Here is a 15884-nt window from a genome sequence, read left to right as displayed (position 1 = left end):
GGTCATGAGTCTGCCTCTTCCTGGAGCACGGCATCGGCGACGGCGAAGGCGGAGTTGGCGGCGGGGACCCCGCAGTAGACGGCGGACTGCAGCAGGACCTCCTTGATCTCCTCCGGGGTCAGTCCGTTCCGCAGCGCGGCCCTGACGTGCATGGCGAGTTCGTTGTGGTGTCCGCCGGCGACCAGCGCGGTGAGGGTGATGCAGCTGCGGGTGCGGCGGTCCAGACCGGGCCGGGTCCAGATCTCGCCCCAGGCGTAGCGGGTGATGAAGTCCTGGAAGTCGGCGGTGAAGGGGGTGGTGCGAGCCACCGCCCGATCCACGTGCGGGTCGCCGAGGACCGCGCGGCGGACGGCCGTGCCGGCGGTATGACGGTCCTTCAGCAGATGGGCGCGGAGCGCGTCGAGGACGGCTGCGGGCTGCTCGGCCGGGGCCAGGTGGGCGGCGCCGGGGAGTTCCAGCAGGGTGGATCCGGGGATGCCGTCAGCTAGTTCGCGGGCGTGCGGCGGCGGGGTGGCCCGGTCCTGGCGCCCGGCCACGACCAGGGTGGAAGCCGTGATCCTGGCCAGCGAACCGCGCAGGTCGAAGGCGGCGAGGGCGTCGCAGCAGGCGGCGTAGGCGGCGGGGTCGGCGGTGCGCTGGTCCTGGATCAGGCGATCGGGCGCGTCGAACCCGTCGGTGAACCAGCGGACCGGGGCCGAACCCGCCAGTTCCGCCATGGCCTGGTCGCCCTTGGCCCGGACGAACGCGGCGCGTTCGCGCCAGGGCTCTGCGCCACCGAACTCCGCCGAGGTGCAGACCAGGGCGAGGGCGGTGATCCGCTCGGGGTGTTCGACCGCGAGCCAGCTGCCGACGGCGCCGCCGAGGGAGACCCCGGCGTAGGCGAAGCGCTCCAGGCCGAGGGCGTCCGCCAGGCGGAGGACCAGTCGGCCCAGGTCGGCGACGGTGGCACCGGCTGCGATCAGGTCGGCGGCGGAGCCGCCGTGGCCCGGCAGGTCCCAGCGGACCACCTGGAAGTCGCGGGCCAGAGCGGCCGCTTGGGCGTCCCAGAGGGCGAGGCTGGTGCCGAGGGAGGGGCCGAGCAGCAGCGCCGGTGCGCCGGGGGCGCCGTCCGAGCGGTGGTGCAGCAGCGGGATGGTCATCGCGGGTCGTCCTTGTGAGCAGTGGTTCGACGCAGGGCCCGGTCGGTGAGGGCCACGGCGGAGCCGAGGTAGGCGGTGGGATCGGTGAGCGCCCTCAGCCGGGCGGGCGGGAGCAGGTCCTTCGGCGACCGCCCGTCGGGGAGCGGCTCGTCGGACTCGTCCAGCAGCTCGCGCAGGGCCTCCTCCAGGGGAATGCCCAGCTCGGCCGCCCGGCGCGAGGCGCCGACCAGCAGCGAGCGGGCCCGGTCGCGGCCGAGCAGCGGGGCCAGTACGGCGTTCAGCCGCTCGGAGACCAGCAGGCCGTCGGTGAGGCCCAGATGACTCCACATCAGATGGCTGTTGACCTTCAACCCGGCGGTCAGGTCCGCCGCGTTGCGAGCTGCGCCGCCGGTGAGCCGGAGCGCGTCACGCAGCGGCTGCCACTCGGCGTGCCAGGCCCCGGCCGGGCGTTCGTCCTCGGCGGCCATCGAGCCGAACAGGATCCCGGCCAGCGCGGGGACCTGGCGGGCGGTTGCCGCGATCATGGTGGCCCGGACCGGGTTGCTCTTGTGCGGCATGGCCGACGAGCCGCCGCCGGCGCCCTCGGCCAGCTCGCCGATCTCCGTGCGCGCCAGCACCAGCACGTCGGCGGCGAGCTTGCCCAGCGCACCGGCGGTGAAGGCGAGGGCCGCGCCGAGATCGGCGACCGGGGTGCGCAGCACATGCCAGGGCAACCGGGGTTCGGCGAGGCCGAGTTCATGCGCGTAGGTGGCCAGCAGTCGGATGCCGGGATCATGCTGCCCGGGGTCGGACCGCGGCACCCCGTCCGCCTCGGCGTAGGCGTGGAAGCCCGCCAATGTTCCTGCTGCCCCGCCGAGTTGGACGGGGAGCGAATCCCGGACGGCGGAGATCCTGGCGTGTGCGTCGAGTACCAGCGACCGCCAGCCTGCGGCCTTGAGGCCGAAGGTGGTCGGCACGGCGTGCTGGGTGAGGGTGCGTCCCGGCATGGGTGTTGCGCGGTGTTCGGCGGCGAGGTCGGCCAGGCTGTCGGCGGCGTGGACCAGGTCGTCCAGCAGCGGGGTGAGGGTGCGCGAGGCGACCAGCATCATCGCGGTGTCCATGATGTCCTGGCTGGTGGCGCCCCGGTGCACATACGGCGCTGCCGCCTCGGGCACGGCCGCGGCGAGGTCGGCGACCAGCGGGATCACCGGGTTGCCGCCGGAGCGGGCGCGCAGCGCGAGCGAGCGCGGGTCGAATTGCTCAGCCTGGGCGGCCGCGGTAACGGCCCGCGCGGCGGAGACCGGAGCGAGGCCGACGGTGGCCTGCGCCCGGGTCAGCGCCGCCTCGGCGTCCAGCATGGCCTGCAGGAAGGCACGATCGCCGGTCGCGGCCTCGGCGTCACTGCCCGCACTCACCGGTGCGAGCAGGCCCATGTCGTCACCGCTCGCGTTGTCACCGCTGTCGTCACCGCTGGGCGAAGTCAAGGAAGACCGTCTCCTTCTCCCCCTGCAGGTGGATGTCGAACCGGTGCGTTCCGTCCACTCCCGGGCGGGTGATCAGCGTCTCACGGCGCGCCGTGTCCAGCCCGTCCAGCAGCGCGTCCCCCGGCCCGGGGTCGACCAGGTAGGCGCGGGTGAACAGATGATGCGTCAGACCCCGGGCGAAGACGCAGACCGCAAGGTACGGGCGGTCAGCCGGCGGCGGCAGGGTGCGGACCGACCAGTGGCCGGCGGCGTCGGTTGAGGAGCGGCCGAAACCGGTGAAGTCGATGCCGTTGCGGCCCCGGTGCCCGCCGTCGACCTCGTTGCGGGGCAGCGACCCGGGCGCGCCGTCGAGACTGCCGTCCGGAGCGGCCTGCCAGGTCTCGACGACCGCGTCGGGCACCGGCCGCCCGGCGCCGTCCAGCACCGTGCCGTACAGGGTGAAGGCGTCGGGGTGGTTCGGCGGGGCTACGTCGCCGCCGGCCGGGTGGGGCAGGGCGAAGCCGAAGAAGGGGCCGATGGTCTGCGACGGGGTCGGCGGAAGTCCCGGAGTCGGATCGAGCGCTGGGGTGGGGGTGGGAGTGGGGAGGTGCCGGGTCATCAGTGCTCGTCCTCCGTCAGGGTGGCGGCCGGGCCGTCGAGGACGATGTCCCAGCGGTAGCCGAGCGACCATTCGGGCTGCGTCAGATCGTGGTCGTACACGGCGACCAGCCGGTCCCGGGCAGCCTCGTCGCTGACCGAGTGCAGGATGGGGTCGTAGCGGAACAGCGGGTCGCCCGGGAAGTACATCTGGGTGATCAGCCGCTGGGTGAAGGCGGTGCCGAACAGTGAGAAGTGGATGTGCGCGGGGCGCCAGGCGTTCTGGTGATTGCCCCAGGGATACGGGCCCGGCTTGACGGTGGTGAAGGAGTAGCTGCCGTCGGCGCCGGTGAGGCAGCGTCCGGAGCCGGTGAAGTTGGGGTCCAACGGGGCCGGGTGCTGCTCGCGCTGGTGGGCGTAGCGGCCTGCGGCGTTGGCCTGCCAGACCTCCACCAGCTGACCGCTGACGGGGCGTCCGGCCCGGTCCAGCACCCGGCCGCTGACGGTGATCCGCTCGCCCAGCGGCTCGCCCCGGTGCTGCCGGGTCAGGTCGCAGTCCAGCTCGGTGACGTCGGTGGCGCCGAAGACCGGACCCCGCAGCTCGGCGGCCTCCGGGTCGTCCAGGCTGACCAGGGGCTGCTTCGGGTGGCGCAGCACCGTGCTGCGATAGGGCGGGTAGTCGCGTGCGGGGTGGTCCAGCAGCACCCCGGCGGCCTCGTAGGCCTTCCGGGCGGCGGCGATCTCGCGGTCGATGTCGTGCTGGGTGGGTGCGGCGCTGCTGCTCATCGGACTCCCTCCGGAACGGTCACGGGTGCGCCGGTGCGGGCGCAGATCTCCTCTGCGGTGGTCCCCGGGGCGGTCTCGACCAGGACGAACCCGTCGAGGCCGATGTCCAGCACGCCCAGGTCGGTGATCACCCGGTGCACACAGGCGCGTCCGGTCAGCGGCAGGGTGCAGTCGGCGACCAGCTTGGGGCTGCCGTCCTTGGCGGTGTGCTCGGTCAGCACGATCACCCTGCGGGTGCCGTGGACCAGGTCCATCGCCCCGCCCATGCCTTTGACCATACGTCCGGGCACGGCCCAGTTGGCCAGGTCGCCACGCGCCGAGACCTGCATGGCGCCGAGGACGGCGGTATCTATGTGGCCGCCGCGGATCATGCCGAAGGACAGCGCCGAGTCGAAGAAGGACGCCCCGGGCAGGACGGTGACTGTCTCCTTGCCGGCGTTGATGAGGTCGGGGTCCACCTCGTGGTCGTGGGGGTAGGGGCCGGTGCCGAGGATGCCGTTCTCCGACTGCAGCACCACGTCCACGCCGGGCGGCAGGTATCCGGGGATGAGGGTGGGCAGCCCGATGCCGAGGTTGACGTAGCTGCCGTCGGTCAGCTCGGCGGCGGCCCGGGCCGCCATCTCGTTCCTGGTCCAGCTCATCGTGCCGACACCCCCGCCTCCGCGCTGACCGTCCTGATGGTGCGGTTCTCCACACCCTTGTCCGCGGCCTGCTCCGGGCTCAGCACCAGCACCCGCTGGACGAACACGCCGGGCAGGTGGACCGCGTCCGGGTCCAGCTCGCCCGGTTCGACCAGCTCCTCGACCTCCGCGATGGCGATCCGTCCGGCCATCGCGGCCAGCGGGTTGAAGTTGCGGGCCGAGCGGTTGAAGACCAGGTTGCCGTGCCGGTCGCCCTTGGCCGCGCGGATCAGCGCGAAGTCGGTGGTGATGCCGTGCTCCAGCACGTACTCACGGTCGTCCTCGCCCAGCCGGCGCACCTCCTTGGGCGGTGAGGCCAGCGCCACGCCTCCGTCGGGGCCGTAGCGCCAGGGCATCCCGCCCTCGGCGACCTGGGTGCCGACGCCGGCCGGGGTGTAGAAGGCGGGGATGCCGCAGCCGCCGGCCCGCAGCCGCTCGGCCAGGGTGCCCTGCGGCACCAGCTCGACCTCGATCTCACCGCCCAGGTACTGCCGGGCGAACTCCTTGTTGGCACCGATGTAGGAGCAGGTGGCGCGGGCGATCCGGGCGTCGTCCAGCAGGGTGCCGAGACCGCCCCCGTCCACTCCGCAGTTGTTGGACACCACCCGGAGGCCGCCCACCCCGCGTCGGCGCAGCGCCGCGATCAGCACCTGCGGGACCCCGCCGAGGCCGAAGCCCCCGACCGCGAGGGACGCGCCCTCGTGGATGTCGCGCACCGCGTCGTCGGCGCTCTGCTGGACCTTGTCCATCCTCGTCCTCACCGCTTCGGCACTGTCGTGAATCAGCGCTGTTGTGAATCAGCACCGTGGTCTTCATTGACACCCGGCGTTCGCCTGATGAACTATTGTTCACAGATGCCGTACCCGCAGTCTGCGCAGACCCGGCGACCCTGTCAACACCCGAGGAGCCCATGACTCCGCTGCCTCCACTGCCTCCGCCGTCCGAAGCCGTCGGTCCGCTGATCCGCGGCCTGGCCGTGCTGCGCGAGCTCACGGACGCCCCGGCGGGACGTCTCAGTCCGGGAGACCTCTCCCGAGCCACCGGCCTGGCCCGATCCACCGTCGATCGGATCGTGTCGACCCTGGCCCGGATCGGCTATCTGCGCACCGAGGGGCGCGAGGTCGTCCTCGCCCCGCCGCTGATGGAGCTCGGCAACGCCTATCTGCTCGCGGTACGCCTGCCGGACCTGCTCGGCCCGCACGCTGACCGGCTGGCCGACGCGCTGGACGAGTCGGTGTCCATCGCCGTGCCCGACCGCGACGGGATCCGCTTCGTGCACCAGGCCACCCGGCGCCGCTCGCTGTCTCTGAGCTTTCGGATCGGCGACCTGCTCCCGGCCGAGCGCACCGCCCCGGGCCCGCTCTTCGCCGCCGACCGGGGGCCGGCCGTCCCCGAGCCGCACGACTGGTCCACCCTGCCGCAACTGCCGCCCCCCGCAGGCCCCTCGTTCGAGCAGCGGACGGAGCAGGCCGCGCGCGACGGCTGGTCCGTCGACGACCAGCTCATCGAGCCGGGGCTGGTCGCACTGGCGACCCCGGTACGAGATCTGACGGGGCGGCAGGTCTGTGCAGCAGTCAGCGTGGTGAGCCACACCAACCGGCACAGCGCCGATGACCTGCGGGCGACCCTGCTCGACCAACTGCTGGCGGCGACCCGCGAGATGGAGCAGGCTCTGCGGGACAGCACTCCCCCGGCCCCGCAGATCGAGCGGGCCTCGGCCGCCTGGACCGCACAGGCGAAGCAGGAGGCCGGTGCCGACTTCATCGAGTCACTGGCCCGGGGGCTGTCCGTGCTCACCGCCTTCGGCGCCGGACGGTCCTCGCTCACCCTCAGCGCGATCGCACAGGCCACCGGGCTGCCCCGGGCCACCGCCCGCCGGGCCCTGATCACCCTGGTCCACCTCGGCTACATCGCCCAGGACGGACGGGAGTTCAGCATCACTCCGCGTGTGCTCGACCTGGGCTTCGCTCCGCTGTCCCGGCTGACGCTGGCCCAGATCGCCCAGCCGCACCTGCACCGACTCTGCGCCAGGCTGCACGACTCCGCCTCGATGGCGGTGCTCGACGGCACCGACATCCGCTACGTCGCCCGCGCCGCCAGCGAACGGATCATGGCGGTGCGGATCGCCGTCGGCACCCGGCTGCCGGCCTATGCGACCGGGATGGGACGGACACTGCTGGCCGGACTGCCGACCGAGCGGCGGACCGCGTTGCTCGCAGACGAGGACCTGCGCCCGCTCACCCCCCGCACCGTCACCGACCCCGGCGAACTCGCCGCCGTGCTGGACCAGGTGGCCGCCCAGGGCTACGCCCTGGTCAGCGATGAACTGGAGCAGGGCCTGCGCTCCCTGGCCGTCCCGGTCCGCGACCAGGACGGCCGTACCGTAGCCGCCGTCAACGCCGCCATGCACTCGCACCTGCACACCCCGGAGCACACCCTGGCGACCGTCCTCCCCGCACTGCGCGAGACGGCCGCACACATCGAGGCGGACCTACGACTCGCGGGCCGCTTCGCGGCGGTCCAGACACAGTGAGGCACCGTCAGGAGTAGAAGCGGGAGACGCTCTGCAGGACCGCAGCGGGTTTGGCGCCGCCCTCGATCTCGATGGTGCCGTCCACGGTGATCTGCACTCCCCCGGCGACATCCTCGACCGAGGCCAGCCGTGCGGTGAGCCTGATCCGCGAGCCGACCGGGACCGGCGAGGGGAAGCGGACCTTGTTGAGGCCGTAGTTGACCTTGGTGGTCACTCCCCGGACGTCCAGCAGTTCGGTGAACAGCGGGACGAAGAGGGAGAGGGTCAGGTAGCCGTGGGCGATCGGGGCGCCGAAGGGGCCGGCTGCGGCCTTCTCCGCGTCCACATGGATCCACTGGTGGTCGCCGGTGGCGTCGGCGAAGGTGTTGACGCGTTCCTGGGTGATCTCGATCCAGGAGCTGGTGCCGAGGTCGCTCCCGGAGAGCTTCCTGAGCTCGTCCAAGCCGTCGACGGTGATGGTGGTGCTGTCGGTCATCGGGTGACTCGCTTTCCTTGTTCTTGAACTTCAGTCAGAGGTTGTCGCGCAGAACGGACTTGAGCAGCTTCCCGGAGGCGGTGCGGGGCAGGGACTCCACCACGTCCAGGGTTTTGGGGATCTTGTAGCGGGCCAGCCGTCCGGCAAGTGACGCCAGCACCTCGGCGGGGTCGAGTTCGACGCCCGGACGGGCGACCACGACGGCCCGGCCGACCTCGCCCCAGGTGGCGTCGGGGACGCCGACGACGGCGCATTCGGCGATGCCGGGGTGGGCCAGCAGGGCGTCCTCGACCTCGGCGGGGTAGATGTTCTCCCCGCCCGAGATGATCATGTCCTTGATACGGTCGACGATGGTCACATAGCCGTCCTCGTCCACTCGGGCGGCGTCCCCGCTGCGGAACCAACCGTCCGCGAAGGCCGTCCGGCTCTCGTCCGGCAGGCCCCAGTAGCCGGCCATCACATGCGGGCCGCGCACCAGCACCTCGCCGGTCTCGCCGGGGCCCACCGGTTTGAGGTCGGGCCCGGCCACCCGGACGTCGCTGAAGAAGTGCTGCACCCCGGCCGTCCCCGCCTTGGCGAGGGCGTGCTCGGCGTCCAGGAAGAGCACCCCGGGCGAGGCCTCGGTCATCCCGTAGCCCTGACAGAAGGTCAGGCCGCGTTCCTGGTAGGCGGCGATCAACGGGGTCGGGACCGGGGAGCCGCCGCAGGTGAGCAGCCGCAGCGAGGAGAGGTCGGCGCCGACCCAGTCCGGGTGCCGGGCCACCTGCTCGAACATGGTCGGCACCCCGAACATGAAGCTGATCCGGTGGCGCGGCACCAGCTCCAGGGTCTGCGCGGGATCGAAGGACTCGACCAGGACGCAGCAGCCGCCCTTGAGCAGCACCGGGAGAGTGAGCATATTGAGCCCGGCGGTGTGGAACAGCGGCGCGGAGACCAGCGCCACCTCGTCGGCGAGCAGGTCGTGGTCGATCAGGACGTTGACGGCGTTCCAGGTGAGGTTGCCGTGGGTGAGCATGGCGCCCTTGGGGCGGCCGGTGGTCCCCGAGGTGTACATGATGATGCAGAGGTCGTCCAGGCCGACGGATTCGTCGATCGGGTCGTCCGACGGGCTGTCAGCGATCAGTTGTTCGTATTCGGGACCGAGTTCGATCCGGACCCGAGTACTGCCCGGGTTGACCGCCCTCGGGCTGCGGAGCAGCGCCTTCGCGCCCGAGTCCTGAAGCTGGTAGGCGAGTTCGGCTTCGGCCAGCCGGGTGTTCAGCGGGACGAAGACCGCGCCCAGCAGTCCGGCGGCGAACAGGGTCTCCAGGTAGGAGGGGTGGTTGGGGCCGAGGTAGGCGATCCGGTCGCCCCGCTCGATTCCGGCCGCGCGCAGGGCGTGGGCCAGGCGGGTGGTGCGCCGGTGCAGCTCGGCGTAGCTGGTGCGGTCGGCCCCGTGGATCAGGGCGGTGTGCTGCGGGGTCTTCCGGGCCCGGCGGGTGGGCCAGGATCCCAGCCCTTCGTTGCGCATGGCGTCCTTTGTCCCTTCTCGGCTGCGTCAGCCGCCGGCTGTCCTAACCGCCCAGCCCCAGCAGCCGTGCGGCGTTCTGCTTGAGGATCTTCGGCCGCACCGAGTCCTTGATCGGCAGCTTCTCGAAGTCGGCGAGCCAGCGGTCCGGGGTCAGCACCGGGTAGTCCGAGCCGAACAGGACCTTGTCCTGGAGCAGCGAGTTGGCGTAGTGCACCAACTGCGGCGGAAAGTACTTGGGCGACCAGCCGGACAGGTCGATGTGGACGCCGGGCTTGTGGGTGGCCACCGCCAGGGCCTCGTCCTGCCAGGGGAAGGAGGGGTGCGCCAGGATGATCTTCAGCTGCGGGAAGTCGGCTGCGACGTCGTCCACGTGCATCGGGTTGGAGTACTTCAGCCGGATGCCACCGCCGCCGGGCACGCCGGCGCCGATGCCGGTCTGCCCGGTGTGGAACAGGGCGACCGCGCCGGTCTCCTCGATGACCTCGTACAGTCCGTAGGCCATCCGGTCGTTGGGGAAGAAGCCCTGGATGCTGGGGTGGAACTTGAAGCCGCGTACCCCGTGCTCCTCGACCAGCCGACGGGCCGCCCGTACTCCGGCGCGTCCTCGGAACGGGTCGATGCTGGCGAACGGGATCAGCACATCGGGGTTGGCCGCGGCGGCCTCGGCGACCTCCTCGTTGGGCACCGGCTCGGTGCCGGTGGCGTGCTCGGCGTCGACGGTGAAGACCACGGCGGCCATCCGGCGCTCGCGGTAGTACGCGGCCAGCTGCTCCAGCGTGGGCTTGCGGTCGCCCTCGACGCCGAAGTAGGCGCTGGAGGCGCTGTGCAGGTCCTCGCTGAGCGACGATGTGCCCTTGGACGAGACCTCGGCGTGGGTGTGGACATCGATGGCGGTCAGCGAGTCGACGTCCATGGCTGCGGGGTCGGGCATCTCAGACCTCCGGCAGCTTGGGGGCGGGGATCCCGACGGTCTGCGGGGCGCTGCCGACCGAGCTGTGCCAGGCGGCGGCGATGGTCTCGGGCGTCCAGCCGCCGTCGGCGAAGGCCACGGACGCCTCCTGCGGATGCGACCACAGCGCTAGCCGGTCGCCGCCGATGCCGATGCACTGCCCGGTGACGTCGGCCGCCGCGGCGGAGGCCAGGAACGGGACCAGGGCGGCGCAGTCCTCGGGGGTGCCGAAGCCCTCGCCCTTGCGGAGGAAGTCCGGCAGCGGTGCGCCGCCGCGCATCGCCTCGACGTAGGGGGCGAAGGCCGGGATGGTCTCGGTCATGGCCGTGGCGGCGACCGGGACGATGGCGTTGACGGTGATGGCCGAGCGGCTCAGCTCCATGGACCAGGTGCGCACCATCGCGGCGATGCCGGCCTTGGCGGCGGCGTAGTTGGTCTGGCCGAAGTTGCCGCGCTGGCCGGCCGGGGAGCCGACCAGGATCAGTCGGCCGCCCTCGCCCTGCTCGCGCATCCGCACGGCGGCGGCCCGGGCGCAGGTGAAGGTGCCGCGCAGATGGACGCCGATCACGGCGTCGAAGTCCTCGTCGGTCATCTTCCACAGCACCCGGTCGCGCAGGATGCCCGCGTTGGTGACCATCACGTCCAGCCGTCCGAAGCTGCCCACGGCACGGGCGACCAGCCGGTCGGCGGCCTCGGCGGTGCCGACCGCCACGGTCTCGGCGACGGCCCGCCCGCCCCGCTCGGTGATGCTCTTCACGGCCTGTTCGGCCGTTTCCGGGTCCACGTCGTTGATGACCACGGCCGCTCCGGCCCTGGCCAGAGCGGCGGCGTAGGCGAGGCCGAGGCCCCGCCCGCTGCCGGTGACCACGGCGACCTTGCCGGTCAGATCGGTGGGGTTGTGCGACACGGCGGTGTGTCCCTTCGTGGGGAGGCTGGGCGAGATCGAAGTTATGACCAATCATTGTTGTCGTCAATAGTTGTCGAGAACCTGAATCTGCGAGATGCTGACATTGAAGGAGTCACCACCATCGACCGGGGAGCCCGAGATCGCCAGCACCGAACCCGACACGCCCTGGATGCGCACCCTGCACACCGACACCGGCTACCTGCTGTACCGGCTCGGCCTGCGCTCGGGCCGGCTGTTCAACGCGACCCTGGAGGAGTCCGGGTTGCGGCTGCGGCACTACGCGCTGCTGCGCTACCTGGCCTCGGTCGAGGGGGCGCTCCAGCGCGAGCTCAGCGAGAGGCTGGGGTACGACCCCAGCGCGATCGTCAGCCTGGTCGACGACCTGCAGCGGCTAGGGCTGGCCGAACGCCGGCCCGCCCCGGGGGACCGGCGCAGCCGCGTGGTCGTTCTGACCGAGGGCGGACGGGATGTGCTCCGCGACACCGACAAGGGGAGCCGCCGGGTGACGGATGAGCTGCTGGGCCCGCTGGACCCGGCGGAGCGGGAAGCGTTGCACGAGCTCCTGCGGAGGGTGGCCGAACCTGGCTGAGGCCGGCTTTCGGCCCCGGCGTGTGCCTGGCTTGTCGCGCAGTTCCCCGCGCCCCTGTGGGGCTGCAACTGAACCACGGTGCGCGACAAGCCGACTACGGCCCGCACTCGACAGCATCGAGGATTTCCACGGCCCGGAGCCGGGCCGGCTCCTCGTACCGCAGCGCCAGGCGGCGGAACACGCGCTCCGCGCGGACCCCCGGCCAGTCCTCCGGGAGGTACTCCACCGGGAGGTGGGGGTCACGTCGCACCAGGTCCAACCAGTCGGTGTGGAGCAGTAGCTGGCCCGCCAACGGGTCGCCCCCGCCGACCGCGGCGCCCCCGCCCCAGCGGGCCAGGAAGGCCTCGTGGCGTCTGGCGATCGCCGGGATGTCGAAGGCCGTGGCGATCATGGTCCCGGCCTCCGTCGGCGCCACCGTGCAGCCCTGGAAGACCTTCAGGTGGGACTCCAGTCCGAGCCCGTCGACCAACGCGGCCACGTCCACCCGGCCGGGCGCCGCCCACATCCCGCTCTGCAGCGGGCCCAGCCCGCCCCACAGCAGCCGTGAGCGCAGGTCGTGCCGCTCGCTGCGCCAGGCGTCGGGGAGCGAGAAGCCGACCACGGTCCAGGAGCCGTCCCAGTCCTGGTTGACCACACCGGCCTGCCAGACCCGCTGCTGACCGTCCATCAGCACCGCGTTGGACCGCTCCGTGAGCCCGAAGTAGGCCTTGCGGCCGACCCGCTGACGGTCCAGCAGGTCCCGGCCGACCATCCGGGTGAGGGTGGAACGGACCGCGTCCTCACCCACACCCGCCCGCCCCAGGATGTCGATGATGCTGGCCGACGAGACCGCGATGCTGCGTCCGAGCACATGGATGCCGAAGAAGCTCAGCAGCAGTGACTGCGGGCGCGGCGCTGCGCCCGGATCGGCTCCGTCGCGCGCTTCACTCTCGGCGTTTCCCTTGGCTGCGCTGGTCACGGGGTCAGCGTAGGCCACCCGGGCCCGGATCGGGCCGGTGCCACCACAGGAATCTTGGGCACCCCATTGACTGTCGTCAAAAAACAGCCCTACATTCACGGCACGCAACGGCACCTCTCGGCCCCCGCGATCCCGCACGGTCTCCCACCCCGATCGGAGCGCTCCCGCCATGCCTCATCGCCTGCTTCGCCGCGCCTGCACCCTCGCCGCCGCAGCGGCCCTGCTCGGCACCGCCCTCACCGGCACCGCCCTCACCGGCACCGCCGCAGCCGACAGCACCGCGGCCACCCCCGCCGCCGGCCACCGCACCGGCACCCTCGGCGACGGCGCCACCTGGATCGCCGACATCCCCGCGCACTGGAACGGCACCCTGCTGCTGTTCAGCCACGGCTACGGACCCACCGTCGCCGCCGACGCCCCGTCGGCCGCCTCGCAGCAGGTGCTGCTCGCCGAGGGCTACGCTCTGGCCGGCTCCTCCTACGACCCGTCAGGCTCCTGGTGGGCGCTGGACAGCGCCGAGCGCGACCAGTTCGCCACTCTCGACGCCTTCGACCGCACCGTGGCCCGTCCGCAGCGGACCCTGTCCGTCGGCCAGTCCATGGGCGGCCTGGTCAACGCCCAGATCGCCCGCGACGGCGCCGGGCGGGTCGACGGCGCCGTGGGCTTCTGCGGACTGGTCGCGGGCGGCGTCGACCTGGACGACTACCAACTGAACGCCGAGTACACCATCGCCGCCCTGCTGCTGCCGGGGCAGCAGGTCAAGCTGACCGGCTTCAGCAGCGCCGACGAGGCCGCCGCCACCGCCGCCCAGCTCACCGCCGCCGTCACCGCGGCCCAGGCCACCCCGCAGGGCCGGGCCAGGATCGCCCTCGCCGCCGCCTACCTCAACCTCTCCGACTGGGCACCGGGGCTCACTCCCCCGGCCGCCGGCGACGCGTCGGCGCAGGAGGCCCAGCAGTACGTCTGGTTCGCCCAGGGCCTGCTCCCCTTCATCGAGAACGGCCGCTGGTCCATCGAGCAGTCCGCCGGCGGCAACACCTCGGGCACCGCCGGCACCGACTACGCCCGACTGCTCGGCGACTCCGAGCACGCGGCCGAGGTGGGTTCGCTCTACCGGCAGGCGGGGCTCGACCTGCGCTCCGACACCGCCGCGCTGACCCGCGGCGCCCGGATCCACGCCGACCCGAAGGCCGTCCGGCACCTGGAGCAGACCTCCACCGCGGGCCAGGGCCTCGCCGTCCCGCTGCTGGATGTGCACACCGTCTCCGACCAACTGGTCCCGGTGCAGCAGGAGGCGGCCTTCGCCCAGCGGGTGCGGGCCGCGGGCGACAGCGGGCTGCTGCGGCAGGCCTATGTCGACCGGCAGAGCCACTGCAACTTCACCACCGCCGAGATCGTCGCCTCGGTCCACGCGCTGGACCACCGCGTCAGCACCGGCCACTGGGACGGGCGGACCAGCGCGACCGCCCTCCAGTCCGCGGCCGAGCAACTGGGCCTGGACGGTGCGGCCTTCATCGCCTACCGGCCCGGACGCCTGGTCGGCGCACAACAGCAGGACTGAAGCAGAACTGACACTGCTTCACCTCCAGAGACATGTCAGGAGAGCAACCGTGACAAGCTCAGCCGTACCTTCCAGATCCGCGGACCCGGGCCGGACAACTGACGGATCATCAATCCCCTCCCTCGCGGTCGGCACCCTGCTCGCCGGCTGCCTGGCCGTCTGCCTGGCGCAGATCGCGCTGGCCATCCCGGCCACCCTGAACGGGCTGTTCCAGGAGGACCTGCACCCGATCGGGTCCCAACTGACCTGGATATCGGACGCCTTCCTGCTGCCGGTCACCGTGCTGGAGCTGACCTTCGGCGTCCTCGGCGACCTGTTCGGCCGCAAGCGGCTGCTGGTCGGCGGGGCGGCACTGATCGTGGCCGGGGAGACCGTAGCGGCCTGCGCCCAGGGCATCCACCTGCTGTGGGTGGGCCAGGTGCTGGCCGGTCTCGGCGCCGCCGCGCTGTTCCCCACCTCGCTGGCGATGATCGCCGCGGGCACTCGCACCCACCGGGACCGGGCCCGCAGCATCAGCGTCTGGGCGGCCTCGCTGTCCACCGGCGGGTTCATCGCACCGGTGCTGGGCGGGATCACCGGCAACTACGGCTCCTGGCGCTGGGCCTTCATCGTGGTGGCGGTCATCGCCGCCGTCAGCACCGCCGTCAGCCTGCTCTTCGCCCGTGACTCCAGCGCCCCCGAGGGCCGGTCGCTGGACATCGGCGGGCAACTGACCATCGGTGTGGGCCTGTTCGCGCTGCTCTACGCGGTGATCCAGGGGCCTACGGACGGCTGGGGCAGCGCAGCCGTGGTCACCGCCTTCATCGTCGCGGCCGTCTTCATCGTGCTGTTCCTGATCGCCGAGGGCCGGGCCGCCTCGCCGCTGCTGCGACTGGACCTGTTCCGCAACCGGTCCTTCGCGGTGGCCTCGGTGGTGGCCGTGGTCGGCATGTTCTCCTTCCTCGGCACCGCCTATGCGACCAGCATCCGGCTCGGCCCGATCCAGCACCAGAGCCCGCTGCGCTCCTCGGTCGCCTTCATCCTGCTCAACGGCATCACCCTGGCGATGACCCCGCTCACCTCCCGACTGCTGGAGCGGGTGAACGGCCGCTGGCTGCTCAGCATCGGCCTGGCCCTGATCGCCTGCGGCGACTTCCTGGCCGCCGACCTGTCCGTCGACGACCGGGGGCTCGGCTCGCTGGTGCTGCCGCTCGGCCTGGTCGGGATCGGCTTCGCGCTGACGGTCTCGTCGATCACCGCGACCGCGGTCAACACCGTCCCGGTGCACCTGGCCGGGATGGCCAGCGCCTCCACCAGCCTGCTGCGCGACTTCGGCTTCACCCTGGGCCCGGCGGTCATCGGCGCCATCGCGCTCAGTCGGGCGGCGAGCGACTTCACCGCCAAGCTGGCCGCCTCACCGCTGCCGGCCGCGGCGAAGGCCGCCGCCGGCCAGGTCGCCGGGGCCGGCGGTCCGCTCGCGGTCAACTCCGTCCCGGCGGCCTCGCCGCCCGGCGCGGCGGGACCGCTCGCCATGCAGGCCCTCGGCCACGGCTACGCCCTCGGCTTCACCGTCTGCGGTGCAGCAGCGCTGGCGTCCTGCCTGCTGGCCCTGGTCGCGCTGCGCGGAGTGGGGGCGAGGACCCCGGACGCGGTCGAGGCGTAGGACGGAGCGGAGGTCGAGACGGGGCGGTCCACCTGCAGGGTGGCTGCCGCCTTGGACGCGGCCCTGTGTCGTGGCGGGGGCGGCCCGGCCCCGCACCCCCCCCGGGGGGGGGCCGG

At 72.4% G+C, this 15884-nt stretch carries 15 protein-coding genes; 4 read left to right on the top strand and 11 right to left on the bottom strand.

Annotation, left to right across the window (positions count from 1 at the left end; genetic code table 11):
- Positions 1 to 2: 2 nt before the first annotated feature.
- From pcaDC to TR46_RS01430, 6 genes are read right to left on the bottom strand one after another with little or no spacing between them, the layout of a single operon-like run.
- Entirely contained in the window at positions 3 to 1139 is a 1137-nt protein-coding gene (gene pcaDC / locus TR46_RS01455) for a bifunctional 3-oxoadipate enol-lactonase/4-carboxymuconolactone decarboxylase PcaDC (RefSeq protein ID WP_042392123.1), read from the bottom strand.
- Positions 1136 to 2551 (bottom strand): 3-carboxy-cis,cis-muconate cycloisomerase, encoded by a 1416-nt coding sequence (gene pcaB, locus TR46_RS01450; protein WP_042392270.1) that lies wholly within the window; start codon positions 2549 to 2551, stop codon positions 1136 to 1138. The genes pcaDC and pcaB overlap by 4 nt, the downstream gene beginning before the upstream one ends.
- 31 nt (positions 2552 to 2582) lie before the next feature.
- Entirely contained in the window at positions 2583 to 3200 is a 618-nt protein-coding gene (locus TR46_RS01445) for a peptidase associated/transthyretin-like domain-containing protein (RefSeq protein WP_042392122.1), read from the bottom strand.
- Positions 3200 to 3964 (bottom strand): protocatechuate 3,4-dioxygenase subunit beta, encoded by a 765-nt coding sequence (pcaH, locus tag TR46_RS01440; RefSeq protein WP_042392120.1) that lies wholly within the window; start codon positions 3962 to 3964, stop codon positions 3200 to 3202. Before pcaH ends, TR46_RS01445 begins: the two co-directional genes overlap by 1 nt.
- Positions 3961 to 4605 (bottom strand): CoA transferase subunit B, encoded by a 645-nt coding sequence (locus TR46_RS01435; RefSeq protein WP_042392119.1) that lies wholly within the window; start codon positions 4603 to 4605, stop codon positions 3961 to 3963. The genes pcaH and TR46_RS01435 overlap by 4 nt, the downstream gene beginning before the upstream one ends.
- A complete protein-coding gene (locus TR46_RS01430) occupies positions 4602 to 5393 on the bottom strand; it encodes a CoA transferase subunit A (protein ID WP_042392116.1) in 792 nt (263 codons plus the stop codon). The genes TR46_RS01435 and TR46_RS01430 overlap by 4 nt, the downstream gene beginning before the upstream one ends.
- A 161-nt stretch (positions 5394 to 5554) precedes the next feature.
- On the opposite strand from TR46_RS01430, the gene TR46_RS01425 reads away from it, so the two are divergent.
- Positions 5555 to 7177: an IclR family transcriptional regulator domain-containing protein gene (locus TR46_RS01425; protein ID WP_042392115.1), complete on the top strand. Its 1623-nt coding sequence runs from the start codon at positions 5555 to 5557 to the stop codon at positions 7175 to 7177.
- A 7-nt stretch (positions 7178 to 7184) separates the two neighbouring features.
- On the opposite strand, the gene TR46_RS01420 is transcribed toward TR46_RS01425, so the two are convergent.
- Genes TR46_RS01420 through TR46_RS01405 form a run of 4 tightly spaced genes read right to left on the bottom strand, consistent with a single transcriptional unit; the run spans position 7185 to position 11018 of the window.
- Complete coding sequence (locus tag TR46_RS01420) at positions 7185 to 7652, bottom strand: MaoC family dehydratase (protein WP_042392113.1); 468 nt, start codon at positions 7650 to 7652, stop codon at positions 7185 to 7187.
- A gap of 34 nt (positions 7653 to 7686) precedes the next feature.
- Complete coding sequence (locus TR46_RS01415) at positions 7687 to 9162, bottom strand: acyl-CoA synthetase (protein ID WP_042392109.1); 1476 nt, start codon at positions 9160 to 9162, stop codon at positions 7687 to 7689.
- A 43-nt stretch (positions 9163 to 9205) separates the two neighbouring features.
- The gene (locus TR46_RS01410) at positions 9206 to 10075 is read right to left on the bottom strand and encodes an amidohydrolase family protein (RefSeq protein WP_042392267.1); all 870 of its coding nucleotides are present in this window, start codon (positions 10073 to 10075) and stop codon (positions 9206 to 9208) included.
- A 19-nt stretch (positions 10076 to 10094) separates the two neighbouring features.
- Complete coding sequence (locus TR46_RS01405; protein ID WP_042392107.1) at positions 10095 to 11018, bottom strand: SDR family NAD(P)-dependent oxidoreductase; 924 nt, start codon at positions 11016 to 11018, stop codon at positions 10095 to 10097.
- A 169-nt stretch (positions 11019 to 11187) separates the two neighbouring features.
- On the opposite strand from TR46_RS01405, the gene TR46_RS01400 reads away from it, so the two are divergent.
- Positions 11188 to 11607 carry a MarR family winged helix-turn-helix transcriptional regulator gene (locus TR46_RS01400; RefSeq protein WP_042392265.1) on the top strand — a complete coding sequence of 140 codons (420 nt, stop codon included), beginning with the start codon at positions 11188 to 11190 and terminating at the stop codon, positions 11605 to 11607.
- 94 nt (positions 11608 to 11701) lie between these two features.
- On the opposite strand, the gene TR46_RS01395 is transcribed toward TR46_RS01400, so the two are convergent.
- The gene (locus TR46_RS01395; RefSeq protein WP_269084235.1) at positions 11702 to 12565 is read right to left on the bottom strand and encodes a PaaX family transcriptional regulator; all 864 of its coding nucleotides are present in this window, start codon (positions 12563 to 12565) and stop codon (positions 11702 to 11704) included.
- 169 nt (positions 12566 to 12734) lie between these two features.
- On the opposite strand from TR46_RS01395, the gene TR46_RS01390 reads away from it, so the two are divergent.
- Positions 12735 to 14126 carry a hypothetical protein gene (locus TR46_RS01390; RefSeq protein WP_052432480.1) on the top strand — a complete coding sequence of 464 codons (1392 nt, stop codon included), beginning with the start codon at positions 12735 to 12737 and terminating at the stop codon, positions 14124 to 14126.
- A gap of 49 nt (positions 14127 to 14175) precedes the next feature.
- Positions 14176 to 15768: an MFS transporter gene (locus tag TR46_RS01385; RefSeq protein ID WP_052432479.1), complete on the top strand. Its 1593-nt coding sequence runs from the start codon at positions 14176 to 14178 to the stop codon at positions 15766 to 15768.
- The last annotated feature ends 116 nt before the right edge of the window (positions 15769 to 15884 follow it).

The sequence above is a fragment of the Streptacidiphilus carbonis genome (assembly GCF_000787775.1).
Taxonomy (GTDB): Bacteria; Actinomycetota; Actinomycetes; order Streptomycetales; family Streptomycetaceae; genus Streptacidiphilus; species Streptacidiphilus carbonis.
The sequence above is the reverse complement of the archived record's forward strand: the minus strand, read 5'-3'. Positions and strand labels throughout refer to the sequence as shown.

What these genes read in the sequence shown, in the direction of transcription:
- pcaDC (WP_042392123.1), bottom strand. Translation starts at nt 1,139, where the DNA reads ATGACCATCCCGCTGCTGCACCACCGCTCGGACGGCGCCCCCGGCGCA.
- pcaB (WP_042392270.1), bottom strand. Translation starts at nt 2,551, where the DNA reads ATGGGCCTGCTCGCACCGGTGAGTGCGGGCAGTGACGCCGAGGCCGCG.
- TR46_RS01445 (WP_042392122.1), bottom strand. Translation starts at nt 3,200, where the DNA reads ATGACCCGGCACCTCCCCACTCCCACCCCCACCCCAGCGCTCGATCCG.
- pcaH (WP_042392120.1), bottom strand. Translation starts at nt 3,964, where the DNA reads ATGAGCAGCAGCGCCGCACCCACCCAGCACGACATCGACCGCGAGATC.
- TR46_RS01435 (WP_042392119.1), bottom strand. Translation starts at nt 4,605, where the DNA reads ATGAGCTGGACCAGGAACGAGATGGCGGCCCGGGCCGCCGCCGAGCTG.
- TR46_RS01430 (WP_042392116.1), bottom strand. Translation starts at nt 5,393, where the DNA reads ATGGACAAGGTCCAGCAGAGCGCCGACGACGCGGTGCGCGACATCCAC.
- TR46_RS01425 (WP_042392115.1), top strand. Translation starts at nt 5,555, where the DNA reads ATGACTCCGCTGCCTCCACTGCCTCCGCCGTCCGAAGCCGTCGGTCCG.
- TR46_RS01420 (WP_042392113.1), bottom strand. Translation starts at nt 7,652, where the DNA reads ATGACCGACAGCACCACCATCACCGTCGACGGCTTGGACGAGCTCAGG.
- TR46_RS01415 (WP_042392109.1), bottom strand. Translation starts at nt 9,162, where the DNA reads ATGCGCAACGAAGGGCTGGGATCCTGGCCCACCCGCCGGGCCCGGAAG.
- TR46_RS01410 (WP_042392267.1), bottom strand. Translation starts at nt 10,075, where the DNA reads ATGGACGTCGACTCGCTGACCGCCATCGATGTCCACACCCACGCCGAG.
- TR46_RS01400 (WP_042392265.1), top strand. Translation starts at nt 11,188, where the DNA reads ATGCGCACCCTGCACACCGACACCGGCTACCTGCTGTACCGGCTCGGC.
- TR46_RS01390 (WP_052432480.1), top strand. Translation starts at nt 12,735, where the DNA reads ATGCCTCATCGCCTGCTTCGCCGCGCCTGCACCCTCGCCGCCGCAGCG.